Raw genomic sequence first — 20055 nt, 5'->3', positions numbered from 1 at the left:
AACTACGTAAGTGTTGGGAGTCCGACTAACCCCTAGCCGCCCCCTAAGACCAATTGTTGTCGGCGTGTAGCAGTTCGCCTGCGCGCTCGGTGAGCGCCTTTCTGTCCACCTTGCGGTTGGCGTTCAGCGGGAGTTCGTCGAGGTGGTGATAGCGCTTGGGCACCATGCCGTGCGGCAGCGTGCGGCGCAGCCGGTTGGCCAGCTCGACCGGCGGGCGCGGCTCGCCGGTGTAGAACACCACCAGCTCCGTGCCGGCCGCGCCGTCCACCCCCACCGCGGCCGCCTCGGCCACCCCGTCGCCGGCGGCCAGCAGCGCGTGCTCGATCTCCGCCAGCTCCACCCGCCAGCCCTGCACCTGCACCTGGGCGTCCCGGCGGCCGAGGTAGCACAGCTCGTCCCCGGGGAGCCGCCGCACCCGGTCGCCGGTGCGGTACCAGGTGTGCCCCTCGTGCTCCAGGAAGCGGCCCGCGCCGTCCTCCGGGTCGAGGTAGCCGGGGGTGAGCTGCGGTCCGGTGACGCACAGCTCCCCTTCCTCGTCCTCGGTCGGCCGGCCGTCCTCGGTGACGAGCAGGACCTGGTGTCCGGGGTGCACGGCGCCGATCGGCACGACGCCGTTGACCGCGAGCTTCGGGGAGCCCTCCGGCGACCAGCGGTGGCCCGTGATCGTGACGGTCAGTTCGGTCGGCCCGTACAGGTTCTCGACCGTCGCGTACGGCGCCGCCCGGGTCCAGTCCTCGACGTCCTGGCAGCGCAGCGCCTCTCCGGCGAAGAAGCTCCACCGCAGGCCGGGCAGCGTGTCCGGGCGCAGGGAGCCGAGCCGGCGGGCCAGGCTGATGCCGCTGGGCGTGGAGAACCACACGGTCACCCGGTGACGCTCCAGGAAGGCGGGCAGGTCGGCGTGGCCGCGCGGGGGCACCGGCACCGCGGGGGCGCCCGCGCCCCAGGCGCAGAACAGGTCGAAGATCGCGCAGTCGAAGGTGAGGTCGAAGGTCTGCGAGAAGGCGTCGTCGGGGCTGAAGTCGTAGCGTCCGTCCAGCACGCCGAAGTAGTGGTGCAGGTTGCCGTGGGTGAGCACGACGCCCTTGGGCCGGCCGGTCGAGCCGGAGGTGAACAGGATGTAGGCGGGGGCGTCGGGCGGCACCGCGACCGGTTCGGCCGGCGCGTACGCGGCCGACACCGGGATCCCCCCTTCGCCGCCGCCCTCGGGCAGCAGCGCGGCCCCGTAATAGCCGCGTTCCCGCAGCTCGGGCAGCAGGGCGGCGCCGCGGCCGTCGGCGATCAGCGCGGTGACGCCGGCCGCTGCCATCATCCGCGCCGTCCGGTCGGGCGGGAAGTCGACGTGCAGCGGCACCACCGTCGCCCCGGCGTACAGCGCCGCGAGCACCCCTGCGTAGGAGGTGGTCCCCTTCTCCGCGAGCACCCCTACGCGGCCCGTGACGCCGCCGTGGAGCAGCGACCCGGCCCAGACGAGGGCGAGCTCGTGCAGCTCCTCGAAGGTGACCGCGCGCTCGCCGAGCCGCAGCGCCGCTCCGCGCGGCGCGGCGGCGAGGCCGCCCAGAAATCGCCCGTGGAGGTTCCGGTGAATTTCTTCGCCCATTTTCTTTTCCTCAGCGCGAGTTATTGAGGCATAATGCAGGCCATGTGGGACAAACAGTTTGAGGCGCTGCTGCGGCACCGCCTCCCCTTGCTGTCTTCCGGCGACGAACTCACCGCGGACACCAACCTCCGGGAATTCGGATTGGATTCCATGGGCGCGGTGGAACTGTTGAGCACGCTGGAAGCCGACTACGCCGTACAGTTCGACGAGGAGGCACTCGTCCTGGACACCTTCACCACCCCCGGGGCTTTGTGGGCGGCGCTCAGCGCGGCCCGTTCAGGCTCCTGAGGCCGCCGGGTCACCCCGCCGCCGAGCCACGCTCCGCACCGGACTCAGCGCCGCGCGACGAGCGGGGCTCGGCACCGCGAGCCGCGGCGACGAGCAGCGGCCGCTTCGGACCGACCGGCACCACCTCGAAGTTCCGCGCGGTGGCCGGCACCCGGCTGAACAGGGCGTCGGGCCCGGCCACGCAGACCGTCCGCACTCCCCTGGCGCGCAGCGCCTCGACCGTTCCCGGCCAGTGCATCTGGCGGACGAAGCCGTCCAGGAGCAGGTTCCGCACCTGCTCCGCGGTGGTCAGCAGCGACCCGTCGTGGTCGGAGACCACCGGCAGCCGCGGCTCGGCGAACTCCAGCTCGTCCAGGACCTCCTTCTCCGCTCGTCGCCGCAGCCCGGCGAAGGCCGGGCTGTGCATCGGCGGCCGCATCGTGTAGAGCGACAGGCCGCCTGCGGCGCGGATCCCCTTCTCCAGGCCCGGCAGGTCGTCCGCCGACAGCGTGACCATGAAGAAGTCCCTGTCCACGCGGCAGGCCACGTCAGCGACGCGGTCGCGCGCGGTCAGCTCGCCGAGCAGCTCCTCCGCCACCTCGGGTTTCACCCGGACGAACGAGTGGGTGACGAGGCTCCGGTGCTCCCGGCTGAAGTAGTCCGCCACGCACCGGGCCAGCCGGGCGGTCATCCACACCGCGTCGGCGAAGCTCAGCGAGCCCACGTAGGCGGCGGCCGCCTTGCCCCCGAAGCTCGGCCCGGTGCACAGTCCCGGGCGGGCGGGCAGCGCCTCCTGCTCCGCCCACTCGGCCAGGGCCAGGCAGGTGACCAGGAAGGCCACCTGGGCGTACTCGGAGTAGTCGCCCTCCGTCTGGCGGAACCGGTCCAGCACCTGGTAGCCGAGCGCTTCGTCGGCCTCGGCGAACAGCCGCCACGCCACCGGGACCTCGGTGGCGAACCGCTCGATGTCGGCGAACCCGGTCGGTCCCATTCCTGGAAAAACCATCGCGATCTCGTGACTCGATGCGTTGTCCACCAGGGCACGCTAACCGCGGCCGACCGGCCGGCCCCACCCCTAGTACCCCTCATCGTGATCCGGCCCGCCCCCACCATCCGCGTACGCCTGGCCGTCGTGCCTGCGCTGGATGTAGTGCAGCGCGTCCAGCAGTTCGGCCGAGCCGACGGGGCGGGAGCGGCGCCGCGCCACCAGCCCGTCGAGCGGCAGCGCCCCGACGTCCGCCCAGCGCAGCGCGCCGTCGTCGTCGATGTGGCTGCGCGCCGCACCCCTGTTGTCGGGGTGCACGCAGTAGGGGATGTCCAGGTAACCCCGCTTGAACGCGCGCAGCAGCGCCCTGCCCACGTCCTGGTGCAGCTCCAGCGTGGCCTCGACGAGCCGCCGCGCCTCGGCGTACACCTGCGAGTCGGTACGGCTCGGCGGCGGCGCGACCGGCCGCGCGGCGCGCGCGGCCGTGCCGGCCAGCTCCAGCGCGGCCACGTTCTCCTCGATCGTGGGGATGCGCCGGGACTCCGCCTCGGTCTTGACGATGAGCCGCTCCGCCCCGGTGCGCACGGCCAGCTCGGCGGCGGCGGTCAGCAGCGACGCGGCGCCGCGCGGGGTCTCCGGGTAGACCCCCATGTACGCGTAGACGACCACGTGCCAGCGCACGCCGGGCAGGAACTCCTCGGCCAGCGCGCGCAGCGCGAGCACCGCCTCGACGTCCTGCTCCGGGCTGGTCTGCTGGGCGTAGCTCAGCGAGATGTCACGCAGGCCGTGCGCCTGGAAGAAGATCCCCTCCAGGATGCTGAGCGCGACGAGCTGACCGGGAGGGCAGAGCTGGCCCAGCACGCAGCCGCCGAAGGTCTCCAGGTGCGGCTCCCTCCCCGCCGCCTGCCCCCGGGTGGCCAGCAGCTCGCAGCCGCGGGCCCAGTGGTCGACCGCCTGGCTCAGCGGGATCCGGCTGTACGGCAGGCAGTAGGAGACCGGGCCGCCCTCGGTGGCGTCCAGGCCGGCGTCCAGCAGCGCCTCGAAGATCTTGACGGGGTTGGCGGAGCCGTGCCGCACCTGCACGGGGAAGGTGGCGTCCCGCACCCCGCTCAGCAGCTCCCGGTTGACCGCGACGCCCTGGCTGACCAGGGGGTAACCGTTGAGCGCGGCGCCGGAGGCCAGCGCCGCCGCCGCCGAGTCGAGGTCGCCCACCCGGGTGTAGCTGTCCACGGTGATCGTGCCGGCGGTGGCCGCGCGGGCGCGCTTCGTGGCGAGCAACCCGGCGCGCATGGTCGCCACGTCGCCGAACCCCATCCGGGGCTGCACCACCAGTTCGCCGCTCGCGGCGGTGTCGGTCACGAAACCGCCGAATTCCGCGGCCACCGTGGACTCAGCCGAACTGGACGGGCGTCCGCGCCGCGGCGTCGTCCGCCTTCCAGGCCACCGCGGCGGCCAGCGTCCTGAACTCCTCGATGTCCTCGGGGCCGCCGCGGTCGAAGACCCGGTCACAGCCGGCCGCGGTGAGCTCGTCGGCGAGGTCGTCCTCCCGCCGCCCGGTCACCCCGAGGCGGCCGCCCATCACGATCGGGACGCCGGCCAGCTCCGGCCGGGCCCGCAGCTTGGGAAGGACCCGCAGGCCCTCCCGGTAGCCGTGCCCGTTGACGGTGCTGAGCACGACGAGGTCGGGGCGCTGGTCCACGCACTCGGTGACCAGCAGCTCGTCCGGGACGCACGGGCCCAGGTTCACCACGTCCAGGCCCTCCTCCTCGCAGACCAGCTGCAGGAAGACCAGGTTCCAGGTGTGCGAGTCGGAGGCCACTCCGCTCACCAGGGCGCGTGGGCGGCCCGTACGGGGGCTCGGGTTCAGGTCGGGTAATACGCGGGGCATGTCAACTCCCTGTCGCGGCGTCGCTTGCGCGGGTCCCGGGTTGGGTCCCGTCAACAGTGGCGAGGTAGGCCAGCAGCACTTCACGCAACCGGTCGGGTTCCTCCAGGTGCGGAAGGTGGCTGGAGTTCTCGAGGATCTCCCAGCGGGAGTCCGGGATGAGGTCGTCGAACGGGCGGACGGTCTCGGGGGTCGCCTCGTCGTGCCGCCCGGAGATGATCAGGGTCGGCACCTCGATGGACGGCAGCAGCTTCTCGACCGACCAGTCGCGCAGCGTGCCGACGACGTGGAACTCGGTCGGCCCGTTCATCGTGTAGTAGACGGTGGGGTTGTTGTGCATCTCCATGAAGGACGCCTGATACTCCCGCGGCCACGGGTTCACCAGGCACACGTACCGGTCGAAGAAGACGCGCATGGCGTCGAAGTAGGCGCGGGTGCCGGTGGTGCCCGCGGCCTCGTGCCGGGCCAGCGTCTCCTGCACCTCGGGCGGGAGCGTGGCGCGCAGCCGTACCATCTCCGCGCGCCAGGTGGTCATGGAGGCCGGCGAGTTCGCGATGACCAGCCCGCGCAAGCCGGGCGGGCGGGCCGCGGCGTGTGTGGCGCCGAGCATGCCGCCCCAGGAGTGGCCGTAGAGCAGGTAGTCGCCGGCCACGCCGAGCCGCGTGAGCAGGTTGTCCAGCTCGTCGAGGAACAGCTGCACGGTCCAGAAGTCCGCGCCCTTGTCCGGCAGGTGGGTGGAGCCGCCGTTGCCGAGCTGGTCGTAGAGGATCACCGGGTGGCCGGCGTCGCTCAGGTCGCACAGCGGCACCAGGTAGTCGTGCGTGCTGCCGGGCCCGCCGTGCAGCACCACCAGGGGCGGGCGCCCGCCGGACAGGTCGCCGCTCACCCGGTACCAGGTGCGGTACTCCCCGAACGGCACGGTGCCCTTCGCGGTCGGCCGCCGGCTCGGCTCAGGCACCGCGGTGCTCCGCGACCAGGCGCTCCAGCCGGGGTACGAGCTCCGCCGGGGTGGGCTCCGCGAGCATCTCCTTACGCAGCCGGTCGGCGGCGGCCCTCGGGCCGGGGTCGTGCACCAGCGACGCCACCGCGTCCCTGAAGCCGTCGGCGTCGAGCTTCGGCGGCGGGATGTAGATGCCGGCGCCCTGGTCGGCCAGCCGCTTGGCCTTCACCGGGGTGTCCCAGGTGTTCGCGACCATCAGCTGGGGCACCCCGTTGAGCAGCGCGGCGCTGAACGTGCCGGCCCCTCCGTGGTGCACCACGGCCGCGCAGGTCGGCATCAGCAGGTTCATCGGTACGAAGTCGACGATGCGTACGTTGTCCGGCACCTCGCCCAGGCGGGCGCGCTGCCCGGCGTCGAGCGTGGCCACCACCTCGACGTCCAGCTCGGCCACCGCGCTCACCAGCTCGGCCGGGCCGAGCGCCCAGTCGTGCAGGAAGTCGCCGCCGGTCCCGCCCAGGGTGAAGCAGATGCGCGGGCGGGTGGGCGGCTCGGCCAGCCAGTCCGGCATCACCGAGCGGCCGTTGTACGGCAGCGTCCGCATGCCCACCACCGGCACCCCGACCGGCAGCCGCAGGCTGGCCGGCATCGTGGTGTCGATCGTGAGCCGCCCGGTGGTCACCTCCTCGGTGTACGGGCGGGAGAAGCGCGCCAGGGTCAGCGTCAGCCACTCGGCCACCGGGTCCTCCCAGTGCGCCTTCGGCTGCCGGGCCCGCAGGTCCAGGAGGGCACGGCGGGCGCTGCCCAGCACGTCGAGGCCCCACAGCGCCCGGACGTGCACCGCCCCGCACGCCTCGGCCGCGATCGCGCCGGCCAGCGTGAACGGCTCCCAGATCACCAGGTCGGGCTGCCAGCTCCGGGCGAAGGCGACCAGCTCGTCCACCATCTCGGTGTTGTTGGTGGCGGCCAGCAGCAGCGGCGCGATCACCAGGTCGAAGTCCAGAGCCTGCTCCCAGGTGACCGGCTCGTCGCGGTCCTCGTGCACCTGGGGCGGGCCCATCGCCGCGGCCGGCCGCTCCCGCACCTCCTCCAGCTCAGGATCGGTGCCGACCGGGACCGCGGTCAGCCCGGAGGCGGTGATCGCGTCGGTCAGCGAGGGCTGGCTGGCCACCCGGACCTCGTGTCCGGCGGCGGCCAGCGCCCAGCCGAGCGGCACCAGGCAGTTGTAGTGCGAGGCGAGGGCGAACGAGGTCAGCAGGACACGCATCAGGACTCTCCAAGCCCGAGCACGGGCAGCTCGACGGGGCCGCGCACCACGGGAGCGCGCCGCCGGTACACCGGCGGGCCGGACGGCCGCAGGTTCGGCCGCGCCTCGGCGAGAATCCGCAGCGCCACCTCGGCCTGCGTACGCGCCGCCGGGGCGACCGGGAGGTGGTGGAGCCCGCCGGCGAAGGTGAGCGGCTCCGGCTCGGCCCGCCGGTCGAGGCGGAAGCGGCCGGGCTCCGGGTGCCGGGTCTCGTCCCGGCCGGCGGCCGCGGTGATCATCACCAGGTGACCGCCCGCCGGGAGTTCCGTCCCGGCCAGTTCGACCGGGGCGGCGGCCACCCGGATCTCCGCCTGCACCGGCGGGTCGTAGCGCAGCGTCTCCGCGACGGCCGCCTCAGCCAGGTCGGGATCGCGGCTCAGTGCCGCCCATCCTCCGGGCTCGGCCAGCAGCGCGTGGACCGCGTTGCCCACCAGGTGCGCGGTGGCCGGGACGGCGGCGACGGACAGCAGCACCCGCACGGCCCGGTCGGAACCTTCCGCCCCTGCCGCGCCGAACAGCTCGTCGAGCCCGGCCACGGCGTCCTCGATCCGGCGGACCAGGGCCAGCGGCTGGGCGGCGAGCAGGGAGTCCTGCAGCGCCTCCGCGTCCGCGCAGAGCTCCGCGTACCGCGGCAGCGCCTCGGCGGGAACCCCGAGCAGCGCGCCGGTGGCGGCGGTCGCCACCGGCCAGGCGTAGCCGGCCATGAGGTCGGCGCCGGCGATGCGGTCGAGGCGGGCCAGGCACTCCCGCTCGACGGTCTTGCGGTGGGCGGCCAGCGCCTCCGGGTCGACCAGGGGCTGCCAGTGGGGGCGCAGCCGCGTGTGCTCGTCGGCCTCGGCGCCGGGCGTGCCGTACCCGTAGAAGGGCAGCGGCTGCTCGGCGGCCGGCGAGCCGTCCGGGCCGGACATCCGCCACCGTGGATCCGCCAGGACCTCGGCGATCACCCCGGGGTCCGCGGTCACCCAGCTGCCTGTCGTGCTGCGGTGGATCGGGCCGCGCTCGCGGATCGCCGCGTAGAGCGGGTAGGGATCGTCGGCGCCGCGCAGGACCAGGGCGTAAGGGTCGCCCATGCTGCCCAGGACCCGCTGCATGGCGCGGGCGTTGAGCAGGCGCAGTCCCAAGTCGTAGTCGGCTGCCGGGTTGGCGCCTTCGGGCATGGTGCCTCCACCTAGCCGGCGATCGTATGGACGATCGCCACGGTAGAGGCGGACATTCCCCCTAGATCAACCCCTAATGGACCTCGCCCCGGCCCGGCGAACCACGTATGGGGCCGGGGCGTCCGGCGGAGCAGCCCGCGTACCTGCGCCTCAGTGCGCTTCGGACGGCTCCTCGTCCGCGTGCTTGATGTCGGCGCGGCGCAGCGCGAACAGCGCGACGGCGGCGAGCGCCAGCATGAGCGCCGCGGTCAGGTAGAGCGGCACCTGCATGCCGAGGGTGAACGCGGAGCGGGCCGCGTCGGCGAGCTGGGCGCCGACCTGCCCGGGCAGGTCGGCGGCGACCGCGAGCGCCGCCGACAGGGTTTCGGACGCCGCCGCGCTCTCCGTCTCCGGCACCCCCTGCGGCATCGTGTCCAGCAGCGTACGGCTGTAGACGACGGTGCTGATCAGCCCCATGAGCGCGATGCCCATCGCGGTCCCCAGCTCCAGACTGGTCTCCGAGAGCGCCGAGGCCCGCGCCGACCGTTCCTGCGGCACGCTGCCGAGCACGATGTCCACCGCCACCGTGGCCACGATCCCGGTGCCCGCGCCCACCAGGATCATCCCCGGCACCAGCACCGCCAGCCCGGAGTCCACCTGGACCTGCGACATGACCAGCAGGCCGACGGCCATGAGCAGGGGGCCGGCCGCGAAGATCAGACCGGGCCTGGCCCGCTGCGCGAGGTAGCCGGCGACCACCGCGGCGACGATCACCCCGACCCCGGCGGGCATCTGCCACAGCGCCGCGGGCAGCGGGCTCAGCATCAGCACCTGCTGCAGGTACGGCGAGGCGAGGAAGGTGCCGCCGGTGAGGGCGAACATGACCAGCGCGTACCCTCCCACCGCGGTCGCGAAGACCGGCCGCCTGAAGAGGTCGATGTCGATCATCGGGTCGGCCCGCCGGCGCTGCTGGTACATCAGCGCCACGCCGAAGGCGATGCCCGCGAGGAGCGTGACGATCGACGGGACCGACGGCCCCTCCAGGGCCAGCTGCTTCAGCCCGTAGATCAGCGGCAGCATCGCGGCCAGCGACAGCACCACGCCGAGCAGGTCGAAGCGGCCCTTCTTGCTGGGATCCTTGGACTCCGGCAGCAGCATCGGCCCGGCGACCAGCAGCAGCAGCATGAACGGCACGTTGAGCAGGAAGACCGAGCCCCACCAGAAGTACTCCAGCAGGAAGCCGCCCAGCGGCGGCCCCAGCACCACGCCTCCCGACGAGCCGGCGGTCCAGATGCCCACCGCCATCTTGCGTTGCGCGGGGTCCTGGAACAGCGTCCGGATGAGCGCCAGCGTGGACGGCATGAGCGTGGCGGCGCCGACGCCCAGCAGCGCCCGCGCGGCGATCAGCAGCTCGGGCGAGGAGGCGTACGCCGCGGCGGCCGAGCCGATGCCGAAGAGCACCGCGCCGCCCAGCAGCACCCGCCGCCGGCCGATCCTGTCGCCCAGCGCGCCCATCGGTATCAGCAGCCCAGCCAGCACGAACGTGTAGATGTCCATGATCCACAGCAGTTCGGACGCACCGGGCCTGAGCCCTTCGGTGATCCAGGGAACCGCGAGGAACAAGATGGTGATCGAGTTGGACAGCAAGATCACGGGAAGGGTGAGTACGACGAGACCGAGCCATTCGCGACGGCCCGCGATGGGGGGATTCATCTGCGTCATGCCCAGAATCATACAAGCGTACAGAACGGACGTATGAATAAACCGTGCTATGATCGACATCATGGGACATCGAGAGCAGCTCCTTGAGGGCGCGAAGCGATGCATCGTGGAGCGGGGTTACGCACACACCACCGCCCGGCACATCAGCGCCGCCTCAGGGGCCAACCTCGCCTCCATCGGCTACCACTTCGGCTCCAAGGAGGCACTCCTTCGCGAAGCCCTCATCGAGATGGTCCAGGACTGGACCGACCTGTGGCAGATCACCGTCCACAACGACGCGGCCGACCCGCTGACGGGCTTCGAGAGGACCTGGCAGCAGATCGTCGACAGCTTCCAGCACAACCGCCCGCTGCTGGCCGCCAACTTCGAGGCGCTCACCATCGCCGAGCACGCGCCGGACCTGCGGGAGAGGCTCGGCATCGCGCTCGCGTCAGCCGCCGCCCCCGAAGGACTGGCCAAGCTGCTCGGCGCGGACGAATCGCTCGACGAGGAGTCCGCACGCGCGGTGGGCCGGCTCTACCTCACCCTGCTCCAAGGGCTGATGGCGCAATGGCTGATCAATCCCGGACTGGTGTCCGTGACCGACCTGACCGACGGGCTGCGGGTGCTGCTCCGCCAGCCCCCGATCCATCGGCGCGGGAGCGATCCGCACCCCGTACACGAGGCAATCGGCACCGCATCCATGGCGAACAACAGTTGAGTTGATATTTGGGGGACTCCTGTGTTCCAAATGCTCCTTTCGTCGGTCACTGCGCCATCCACCCTCGTCGACAACACCGATATCCCGGACCACTGGACCGGCCGCGACCTGCTGACCTCGGTCATCCTCTGGTACGGGCTGGACCCGGTGCTGGCCGCGCAGCGCGCGGAAGAGCTCCTCGGCCCCTGGGACCTGGCCGAGGCAGAGATCACCCCGGTGCGCGAATACTCACCGGACATGATCAGGAAGATCAGCCTGCTGGTCACCCTTCTGCCGGAGCCGCAGCCGCTGGCGTTCGACACGCTGCTGAGCGACGCCGGCCACTCCTCGAAGTCCTGGATGAGCGTGTGATCAGCGCTCCATTCCGCCGACCGCCCGCCTCGGCTGACCCGTGCCGCGGCCCGTCATGCGGGACACGTCCGTCTCGCCCAGCCCCGTGCCCAGGGACAGCTCGGTCGGCAGGTCGGCGCGCCGCTTCACGTTGAGCTTGCGGTAGACCCGGGTGAGGTGCTGCTCGACCGTGCTGACCGTGATGAACAGGCGCTCACTGATCTCCCTGTTGGTGTAGCCGAACGCGGCCAGCGCGGCGACGCGGCGCTCGGCGTCGCTGAGCGCCGCCGACTCGCCCAGGTCCCCGCCGCCGTCCTCCTCGCGCGGCTGCAGCCGCGCGGACAGCGGGCCGGCCTCGCACGCCTTGGCGATCTGCTTGGCCCGCCTGGCCATCAGCCGCGCCCGGGTGATGTCGCCGAGCTCCTGGTAGGCGTAGCTCAGATCCGCGTACGCCCAGCCGAGCTCCAGCAGGTCGCCCGAGCGTTGCAGCAGGGTCATGGCCTCCTGCAGCCTCGCCGGTCGCTGCCGCAGCTCGGTGACCGACGCCAGCAGCCGCAACGCCCGGCCGTGCACCCGCGGGTGCGTGCCGCCGGGTATGGACAACTGCTCCGTGATCTTCTGCCGCGCCTCCTCGACCGCGCCGATCTGCAGGTACGTACGGGCGATCGCGCACCGCCAGTCCGCGAGCGCGGGAATGTCGAGGTCCCATTCGCGCAGCAGCTCACCGCACTCGTGGAAGTCGCTCAACGCCGCCCGCGGGCGGTTCGTGGCGAGGTAGTAGTCGCCTCTGGCCTGCAGGAAGAGCGGCCACAACGTGGTCCGCGCCATGTCGGCGGGAACACCCCGCTTGATGATCTCCCCCGCCTCGTCCAGGTCCCCCATGGCGACGGCGGCCCGCAGCAGCACCATCAGCGGCAACCCGAGGACCACCCCCCAGCTCGTGCGCGACATCGCGCCCAGGGCCTGCCGCGCGTACCGCCGGGCCTCGCCCAGCTCGCCGTGCTGGACCGCCAGCCACGACCGGATCGCGGCGAGGGCGGCCGTCCACCGGGGAAGCCCGCGCGCCGCCCCCTCCGTGCCGAGCGACTCGCACCACCGCACCGCCTCCTGGTAACGGCCCGTGTGGCTGAGGGCGAGCAGCGCGACGAAGACGGCCTCCGGCTCCGCCTCGGCCAGGTTGCAGCTCTCCAGCAGCTCCTGGGCGGCGCCGACGATGTCCTCCTCGGCCTTGCCCAGCAGCAGGTTGCTCAGCGAGAACTCCCGGCCGGCCGGGCCGGCCTCGCCCGCCGGCCCGTCGGTCTCGCCCTCGACGAACATGGTCGGGAAGATCAGCCGTACCCACTCCCGGGTGAAGCAGAGCCGGGAGTGCTCCCTGGACGGGGTGTCGCACGGGGGCGCCGTCCAGTCGTAGACGACGGCCGCCCGGCGGGTCCACCCGTGCCACAGCAGATAGCGGCTGAGGGCGCGGGCGTCGGCGGTGGCGAGCTGGCCGCGCCCGTACGCGTCCTCCAGCGGGGCGAGGAAGCGCAGCGCCCCGGCGGGCCGATGGGCCCAGTTCGCCTGGGCCAGCTCGGTCAGCATCGCCGCCTTCGCGCCTTCGTCGTCGCTGATGAGCCTGGCCAGCTCCAGGCAGCTGATCGCCCGGTCCTGGTCGTCCTGCACGAGCGCCACCTGGGCGGCCTCGCGCAGCACCGCCACCATCCACGGCTCCGCCTCGGCCGGCGCGGCCGGGCTGGAGGCCAGCAGGTGGTCGGCGATGTCCCCCGGCTCGGCGCCGAGCTGGTACATGATCCGCGCCGCCCGCATGTACATGACGGACTGCCGGTCCGGGCTCAGATCCCGGAGTACGGCCTTGCGCATCGTCGGGTGCCGGAACTGGCAGCCCCGCAGCAGCCCCGCCCCGTCCAGGGCCTCCAGAGCGGGGAGCACGTAGGCGGGCTTCACGCCGAGCAGCTGCGCCACCGAGCCGGTGCTGGCCGAGCGCCCGAGCAGGGCGACGCCGCGGGCCGCGTCCAGGATCCGCGGGTCCCATCGGTGCAGGCAGGACAGGACCGCCTGGTGGAGATGGCGGCCGACGCCCGGCTGGGAGCCCTCCGGCGACCAGCCGCCCTGCGCCACGTCCCAGTAGTCCTGGACCATGGCGTGCAGGAGGAGGGGGTTCCCGCCGCTCAGCCGGTGGTACTCCGGGGCCAGCCGGACCGCGGGCTCGGCGCCCACCGTGTCGCGGAGCAGCTCCTCCACCCCCGCCGGCGACAATCCGGCGACCCGCGTCTGCACGCAGTTGGGCCGCCCGGTGAGCTCGGCGCTGAACAGGGAGTCCACCGCCCGGCGCTGCGCCAGCGAGGTCACGGCCAGCAGCAGCGGCGCGTTCGCCATGCGCCGCTGGATGTAGAGCAGGGCCTGCAGGCTCGGGCCGTCCGCGTTGTGCACGTCGTCGACGGACAGCAGGATCGGCTGTCGTTTGGTGAGCTCCACGAGGACCCCGCACAGCCGCGCCGCGACGTTCGTGAGGTTCTTGCCGAGCATCACCGGGTCGGGCACCCCGGAGATCCCGTTGATCGGCTCCGGAGCGAGCGTCTGCTCCACCTCGTCGGCCAGCTCCGGGGGTAACTCGGCAGAACGGAACAGCTGTCCCAGGGTCCCCAAAGGAAACATTCGTTCCGCACGCGACCCGGCACTTTTCATCAGAAGGAACCCGGCCGCACCGGCCTCATTGGCGCAGGCCTGCAGTAACGCACTCTTACCCATGGCGCCGAAACCGGTCATCACCATGACTCCCCCGGTCCCGCCCACCGCCTTCTCCATAAGGTCACGGAAGTTTGCCAGTGCCTCTGCACGTTCGATGAGCTGCATGGCCCATGCCTCCAGCCAGCCACCCTAGTCGTCGTTCTCGATGAGTTACTTTCTTTTTCAACCGAATTTCAGCGTTCCCTCGGCCTTCTCGGCCCGAGAGAAGGGATTGCGGGGCAGGGTGACACGCGGAGGACAGGTGAATATTCGGCCGTCCGGATTTCGACGTCGGGATGCATGATTCTGGTGCGTGGCCTGACCGTCGCGGACGGTGCTTGACGGCCGGGGCGGGCCTCCCGCCCTTGCGGCGGCTCAAGCACTGCCGCCATGAGCTTCGTCTCGGCTACGAGGCATGCCGCCGACGCCACGGTCCTGTCGTCGGCGCGCCCGTCTCTCTCCCGCACGTGCGTGCCCCCGCAATCCTCTTCTTCCACCACATGCTGGAAGAAGGGCATAGAACGCGATATTTGCCGGAGCATCCGGTTCACCGGCAATTGGCGATGTCACTATACGTAGTCACGAGTCCCCCGTCACCCCCGAGGATCGTCCTCCCCTTCCGACGCCACCCTGACAGGCTGCACATTGTTGCTGACATGATTCCTAACAGACTGGCTGAAGAGGGGATCTGTCGGACAACATGACGGCAGTATATGTGGGTAGATCACGCCACGACCCCTAACGCCCCCCCTATCTCCCCCCTCTTGTGATGTGTCAGATGGGACAAGCGGTCGTTTTGGTATACGTTACGTGAATCATGCTCGCGTTCAGCGACCTGCACGCAGCGTTCACGAATGCCCGTCAGTGCTCTCCGCGCAGCCCGCTGGCGATGAACATCCCGGCCAGCATGGCGAACAGGAACGCCTGCAGGAACTGGATGAACATCTCGAAAGCCGTCATCACGATCGTCATCAGCACGCCGAGGACGCCGAGGCCCGCGCCCAGCGGGGTCAGCCGCTCGAACAGGAACCAGAAGCCCACCGAGCTGAAGAAGGCCACGAGGACGTGCCCGGCGAACATGTTGGCGAACAGCCGCATGAAGTGGGTGAACAGCGACGTGACGAACACTTCGGCCAGGATCAGGGGGGCGTAGAGCACGTACGCCCAGCCGGGCAGGCCGGGCAGGTGCACGATGCCCCTGAGGTAGCCACGCACGCCGTGGTGGCGGACGCCGAGGTAGACCTTGATGCCGTACACGGTGAGCGCCAGCACGAGAGGGAAGGCGATGTGCGCGGCGAGGGGGAACTGGATGAACGGGATGATGCCCATCAGGTTCCAGACGAGCACCGTCAGGAAGACCGTGAAGAGGAAGCCCATCCAGCGGTCGGCGTCCTTGCCGAGGTTGGGCTTGGCGATCTGTTCGCGTACGAACACGTACGCGTACTCGCCGAGGCTCTGCCGGCCGCGCGGGACGATCTTCGGGTTGGCGAACGCGGCCCAGCACAGGGCGATGGCGACGGCCGAGCTCAGCAGGGCGATGAGCACAGGTTTGGTGAACCATTCCGGGCCGCCGGGAAGGATCGGCGGAAACTCGAAGAGTTCCAGTCCGGGAGCAGTCCATTGCCCAGAGGGGTCTTTCAGAACATGGGAGGTGATCAGGATCGTCGTCCGCACGGCGGTCCTTTCTGGTCCGAGCCAAATAAGAAACCCAGCACCTCTTCCCGGAGTCGCTGGAATCCACTGTCGGACTATCAGGTCAGGCGACATTCGAAGGCGCTGAGCTGCACCTTCGTCCAGCCGGGACTACGGCGCCGCGGGCGCCAGGAGCGGCCGACAATCGACCGCGGTGCGTTTTTCCCGGTATCCGCCCATAGCGTGGATTCTAAAGTACTATGACATCCTTTCGCCAGCCCTTGTCCTGCCGTCGCCCCTGCGGCAATCACCAGCCGCCCAATGGCGCTCGCAAAACCTTTTTCTATTGAGGAACAGGTGGGGCGCAATCGGCCGGCGATGCGCATCCCACGCAACCTGGAAGGGCGACCCCATCGGCCCGTAGGATCAGCCGCGTGGATCTTGACGAAACCGCCGCCCGGCTCGGGGTGCCCGTCGAGGACGTCGAGCGTGTGCACCGGCTCGCCGGCGACCGGCCATCGGCTCCGTTACCCGCCAAGGCCGACGCGCCCGCGCTCCTGAACCGGCTCGCGGTCCCCCCGGACGACGCCGCCGAGATCATGGAGGGCTGGCCCGACCCCGGCTCCCCTCTGTGGACACCGGAGCTGCGCTGGCTGCTCGACCGCTCGATCGCCCTGGTCAGCGCCGATCTCGGCGGCCACGGCTGGCTGCCGCCCGGCCCGGCGCTGCCGCGCGAACGGGGCCCCGCCTGGCGGCACCTCTACGTGTACGCGTACCTGGCCCTGGTCGACGTCGTCATGAAGTACCACCGTGGCCACGGCATCGACGAGTCCGTGTCGTGGGCGACGCTCGCGGACCTGGGCCGCAACCTCGCGGTGGACCGGCGCATGGGCGGCGAGGGCTGGCCGGTCATGCAGAGCTGGCTGACCCTGCACGCGCGCGGCGCCATCTACGAGCTGGGCCGGCTGCAGCACCACCGCGGCGGCGCCACCATCGACCTGCACATCCCCGAGACGGGGCCGCTGACCCCGGAGGCGGTCGAGGCGTCGCTCGACGAGGCCCGCGCCTTCTTCCCGCGCCACTTCCCCGACGAGCGCTACACGGAGTTCGCCTGCGGCTCGTGGCTGCTCGACCCGCAACTGCTGGAGTACCTGCCTGAAGACTCCAACATCGTCCGGTTCCAGCGGCGGTTCGAGCTGGAGCCCTACCAGGAGCCGGAAGGGCAGGACGCCGACGTCGAGGTGCTGCGGTTCGTCTTCCGCACCCTGACGACGCCGCTCGACCAGCTGCCGCGCCGCACCGCGCTCCAGCGCGCGATCATCGACCACCTGAAGGCCGGCCGCAGTTGGCGCATCCGCCGCGGCCGCTTCCCGATGTAGCCACGAGTGCCCCGGCAGGGCGCGCGCGGCGAGGCGATGCCGGAGGCATGATGAAGGTGCAAGACCGCACTCAGTCCGTCAGGCGCCGCCCACCGACGCGGCGCCCGACGTAGGCACGAGCCCAGGCGACCGCCGGGTCATCGGCTTGCTCAACAGCGACACCTGCTGCCTCCTTCCTTCCGGCCTGATGCTCCGTGAGAGAGAGAGCGAGGTCCGTACGTTGGGCGCGAAAGCCCGCCGCTGGGCCAAGATCTTCGTGTTCGCGACCGCGGCCGTCGCCATAGCCGTCGCGGTGGCCCTGGACAAGATCGACATGGCGAACGGCCTGGCCGGCATCGCCAGCTTGTTCCTCACCCTGCTGGGCCTTGTCGTCAACCCGCAGCAGAAAACCGTGACCCCGGCCGACCTGCGCGAACGTCTTCGTACCGAGATGAAGAGCGTGCTGCACCGCGACGCCCAGCTACGGGGCCTGCTGCGTCCCGAGCTCCTGCCCGTGCGCCTGCTCGACCGCAACGGCAGGGACGCCCGGCGCGACTCCGGTGGCCCCGTGTGGGCGGCGGGCGAGTTCCAGAGGCATGCCGCCGGTCTCGTCACCGGCGCCACCCCGGGCCGGATGATCATCTACGGTCCCCCGTCCAGCGGCAAGTCGACGTTGGCGCTGATGATGGCTCTGGGCCTGCTGTCCGAGGGTTACGTGCCGCTGCTGTTGGACGGCTCCTCGTGGGACCCGGTACGCGACTCGTTCGCCGACTGGTTCGACAAGGAGGTCTCCTCCGTGCTCGGCCCGGGGTACGAGCACAAGGGCAACCTCTACGACGTGCTCGGCCATGAAGCGACCACCGTGGTCATCATCGACGACTTCGACGCCCTGGCCGCGCACGCGAAGGAGGCGGTGGGACAACTGGAGCGGAGTGCCCTGCACACCCGCCCCCTCATCCTGTTCGCCAGGAGCGGCACGATCGATCCGTCCATCCTGCCGGCGGGGTACACCGTCCGTACGCTCGCGCCTCCGAAGCCGGGTCTGCTGCACAAGCACCTGCGACAGCTGGTGGGCAAACCCGCCGCCGATGGCAGGTGGCGTCCGGTGCTGGACCGGATCAACCGGCGACAGGACGACGACCTGACCGCGCTGCTGTCCACGCCGCTGTTCCTGGGCCTGGCACGGCAGGTGTGCGACGACCCCGGGTCAGGGCGCGATCCGGGGCGGCTCGTCACCCTCGTGGACGAGCATGGACGCACCTCCGCCGAGGAATTCCTGCTGAACGAGCAGGTCGCCATGGCCACCAGTACGGCACTCAACCCCGGCCTCCGGTTACGGCTGGACACGCCCGGAGCCCGCCGTTGGCTGCGCAATCTGGCCGCCGTGCTGCGCGGGCGCAAGGACCGGCGCATGGCGTGGTGGGAGGTGCACACCGCGATCCCGCCCGCCGTGCCGATGTTCGCCACCGCGCTGGTGCTGTTGCCCGCCTATCAGCTCGCGCTCGTCATGCCGCTCGGGCTGACCCGCGGGCTGGCCATCGGGCTGGCGGCCGGAGTGGTCATGGGGCTGCTCAGAGGCGTCACACCGGACGCGCGCTCGGTCGTGATCGCCGGGCTCACGGCCACGGCGGGAGTCTGGGGAATCGGTCTGTTCCACCTGTCCCCGGCGCAGGCGGCGGGGGACGCGGTCGAGCTCGGCACGGCCTTCACGCTGGCGCTCGCCTGCCGTCCCCTGCTGATCCGCCGGCATCCCCTGCGCCTTCCCCTCCCACGGGGCCGTGGCCTGGGCGTCCCCGGGCGGGTCGTCGGGACGGCTGCTGTGGCGCTGGTGGCCTGCGGGTCGGCGCTGGCTTGTGAGGTGGCCGGCCGGCTCGGCGCCGAGTTCAAGTACGGCGGCGGCTTCCCGCCCATCTTCGTCTCGATGGCCACGGGCGTCGGCATCGCCACGATGGCCGGGCGGATGATGGCCGTGGACCTGTCCGCGCCGCCCGTCCCGTGCAGGCTCGCCCCGCGGATCCGGGGGATTCTCAGGTCGCCGCTGCCGTACCTGCTGAAGGCGATCCCACCCGTGGTGCTGATCGGCGTCATGGCGGGGCTGACCGGCATCTGGCGCGGCGCGGCGTACGGGACGCAAATAGTGATCGTCTTCGGTCTCGTGCTCGGCGTGCCGATCGCGCTGGTCGTCGGCACCATCAACTGGCTCGCCCAGTCGCTGCCCAGCGAGCCTGCCGCCTCGGCCAGGACGATCCGGCGCGGCGACCGGTGGGCGGCGCTGGGCTGCGTGGCCGCGGTCGCCCTGGTGGCCACGGCCGGGATCATGGTGCTGCGCGGCCCCGGCGACAGCCTGATCAAGGTCGTCGAGGGGCAGAGCGGGGGCTTCAGCGTGCAACCCTGGCAGGGCATCCTGTTCGGCCTCACCCTGGGCGTGGTGCTGGCGTCCCTGCACACGGTGTGGCCTGCCGTCGTGGTCGGGCAGCTCTGGTTGGCAGGGAGCAGGAAGCTCCCGTGGCGGACGGTGCTGTTCCTGGAGGAGCTGCACACGCGGCGGCTGCTTCGCCGGACGGGCCCGTACTACCAGTTCACCCATGACCGCCTGGCCGACGTGCTCGACACCGGAGAACGCGCGAGCAGCGAGTAGCGCGCGTCAGGCGTCGGCCGAGCCCGATCAGGCCCGGCCCGAGCCACCACCCCGACATCGCACGCGTGACACCGCAGCACCCGAGTGCCGTCTTCGGGCCGGGACGAAGCCCCGCGAGATCCACACCTCACGGCACCCTTCCCCCGGCCCGATGGTGGCGTGACGCAGACCGCGCCAGTGCCGCCGAGGCCGGTGACCTCGGCCATGCCTTATGGCGGCAGATGTACGAGCGAGCCGACCCTGACCTACTGCGTGAACGCGTCCTGCTCGCCGGCTGTGCCCAGCCCTTCACACGGGATTCGCGCCAGACCCCGTTTTCCGGAAGATGTCTGCCGTGCCGGCGTCATCGGTCGGTGCACTGATAAACGACCCAGCGGCCGCCGCCCGCATTGGCCACGGCGTTCCTCTTCGCCTTGGCAGGCGTGCTCCCCCTGCCGCCCCAATAGACGTTTCGCCTGGCGTTGTAGGCGACAGCGCCACACCCGTTGACGAAGGTGACAAGGACTTTGCAGCTGGAGCGGCCGCACTCTTTCAGCGCCCGCCGTTTGGCGGCAGCCGCACTCGCATAGTTCCAGGACCTGCCGTTACGGCCGCTCGGGGCCACGGCGATGGCACCGTAATAGTAACGTGCGTGACTTGCGCCCGCAGTAGCCGATGTAGCGGCACTGGCGGCTCCGGGAAACGCCGTAGCCAGCACCCCGCTCGCCATGAAGACGCAAGCGGCCATCGCAGTGAGCTTCTTGCCTAGCAGCATGGATGTCTTTCCCTTCGTACCGTCCGAGCGGACGGCAGCGTGCTTGATGAGAAGAGTCTGCATTGTGCCACTTGCAAACCA

General features: G+C 71.3%; 16 protein-coding genes. 5 read left to right on the top strand and 11 right to left on the bottom strand.

Annotation, left to right across the window (positions count from 1 at the left end; translation table 11 throughout):
- Nucleotides 1-43 precede the first annotated feature (43 nt).
- Nucleotides 44-1597 carry an AMP-binding protein gene (locus ABD292_RS10205; protein ID WP_344206834.1) on the bottom strand — a complete coding sequence of 518 codons (1554 nt, stop codon included), beginning with the start codon at nt 1595-1597 and terminating at the stop codon, nt 44-46.
- A 42-nt stretch (nt 1598-1639) separates the two neighbouring features.
- On the opposite strand from ABD292_RS10205, the gene ABD292_RS10200 reads away from it, so the two are divergent.
- A complete protein-coding gene (locus ABD292_RS10200; RefSeq protein ID WP_344206833.1) occupies nt 1640-1885 on the top strand; it encodes an acyl carrier protein in 246 nt (81 codons plus the stop codon).
- 10 nt (nt 1886-1895) lie between these two features.
- Here ABD292_RS10200 and ABD292_RS10195 read toward each other — a convergent pair whose 3' ends face one another.
- The 7 genes from ABD292_RS10195 to ABD292_RS10165 form a co-directional block, all read right to left on the bottom strand.
- A complete protein-coding gene (locus ABD292_RS10195) occupies nt 1896-2855 on the bottom strand; it encodes an ACP S-malonyltransferase (protein ID WP_344206832.1) in 960 nt (319 codons plus the stop codon).
- Between the two features lie 84 nt (nt 2856-2939).
- Nucleotides 2940-4232 (bottom strand): methylaspartate mutase, encoded by a 1293-nt coding sequence (locus ABD292_RS10190; protein ID WP_344206831.1) that lies wholly within the window; start codon nt 4230-4232, stop codon nt 2940-2942.
- A 7-nt stretch (nt 4233-4239) separates the two neighbouring features.
- Nucleotides 4240-4737 carry a cobalamin B12-binding domain-containing protein gene (locus ABD292_RS10185; RefSeq protein ID WP_344206830.1) on the bottom strand — a complete coding sequence of 166 codons (498 nt, stop codon included), beginning with the start codon at nt 4735-4737 and terminating at the stop codon, nt 4240-4242.
- A 1-nt stretch (nt 4738) separates the two neighbouring features.
- A complete protein-coding gene (locus ABD292_RS10180; RefSeq protein ID WP_344206829.1) occupies nt 4739-5692 on the bottom strand; it encodes a proline iminopeptidase-family hydrolase in 954 nt (317 codons plus the stop codon).
- Complete coding sequence (locus ABD292_RS10175) at nt 5685-6938, bottom strand: activator-dependent family glycosyltransferase (protein WP_344206828.1); 1254 nt, start codon at nt 6936-6938, stop codon at nt 5685-5687. Before ABD292_RS10175 ends, ABD292_RS10180 begins: the two co-directional genes overlap by 8 nt.
- On the bottom strand, nt 6938-8134 hold the full coding sequence (locus ABD292_RS10170; RefSeq protein WP_344206827.1) for a cytochrome P450 family protein: 1197 nt from the start codon (nt 8132-8134) through the stop codon (nt 6938-6940). Before ABD292_RS10170 ends, ABD292_RS10175 begins: the two co-directional genes overlap by 1 nt.
- 150 nt (nt 8135-8284) lie before the next feature.
- Nucleotides 8285-9835 (bottom strand): MFS transporter, encoded by a 1551-nt coding sequence (locus ABD292_RS10165; protein ID WP_344206826.1) that lies wholly within the window; start codon nt 9833-9835, stop codon nt 8285-8287.
- A gap of 61 nt (nt 9836-9896) precedes the next feature.
- Between ABD292_RS10165 and ABD292_RS10160 the strand changes: the two genes are divergently transcribed.
- Nucleotides 9897-10535, top strand: coding sequence for a TetR/AcrR family transcriptional regulator (locus ABD292_RS10160; protein WP_344206825.1), 639 nt, complete (start codon nt 9897-9899; stop codon nt 10533-10535).
- Between the two features lie 30 nt (nt 10536-10565).
- On the top strand, nt 10566-10886 hold the full coding sequence (locus tag ABD292_RS10155; RefSeq protein WP_344206824.1) for a P-loop NTPase family protein: 321 nt from the start codon (nt 10566-10568) through the stop codon (nt 10884-10886).
- On the opposite strand, the gene ABD292_RS10150 is transcribed toward ABD292_RS10155, so the two are convergent.
- Nucleotides 10887-13718 (bottom strand): ATP-binding protein, encoded by a 2832-nt coding sequence (locus ABD292_RS10150; protein ID WP_344206823.1) that lies wholly within the window; start codon nt 13716-13718, stop codon nt 10887-10889.
- Nucleotides 13719-14453: 735 nt separating this feature from the next.
- Complete coding sequence (locus ABD292_RS10145; protein ID WP_344206822.1) at nt 14454-15137, bottom strand: F0F1 ATP synthase subunit A; 684 nt, start codon at nt 15135-15137, stop codon at nt 14454-14456.
- A gap of 521 nt (nt 15138-15658) precedes the next feature.
- Between ABD292_RS10145 and ABD292_RS10140 the strand changes: the two genes are divergently transcribed.
- Both ABD292_RS10140 and ABD292_RS10135 read left to right on the top strand, forming a co-directional pair.
- A complete protein-coding gene (locus tag ABD292_RS10140) occupies nt 15659-16603 on the top strand; it encodes an acyltransferase domain-containing protein (protein WP_344206821.1) in 945 nt (314 codons plus the stop codon).
- A gap of 187 nt (nt 16604-16790) precedes the next feature.
- Nucleotides 16791-19220 carry a hypothetical protein gene (locus tag ABD292_RS10135; RefSeq protein WP_344206820.1) on the top strand — a complete coding sequence of 810 codons (2430 nt, stop codon included), beginning with the start codon at nt 16791-16793 and terminating at the stop codon, nt 19218-19220.
- A 343-nt stretch (nt 19221-19563) separates the two neighbouring features.
- On the opposite strand, the gene ABD292_RS48915 is transcribed toward ABD292_RS10135, so the two are convergent.
- Complete coding sequence (locus ABD292_RS48915; RefSeq protein ID WP_425565064.1) at nt 19564-19929, bottom strand: DUF4189 domain-containing protein; 366 nt, start codon at nt 19927-19929, stop codon at nt 19564-19566.
- Between the last annotated feature and the right edge of the window lie 126 nt (nt 19930-20055).

Source organism: Nonomuraea bangladeshensis (genome assembly GCF_039529455.1).
In the GTDB taxonomy this organism is placed as follows: domain Bacteria; phylum Actinomycetota; class Actinomycetes; order Streptosporangiales; family Streptosporangiaceae; genus Nonomuraea; species Nonomuraea bangladeshensis.
Note: the sequence above shows the minus strand (reverse complement) of the source record. Positions and strands in the feature narration are given on the sequence as shown.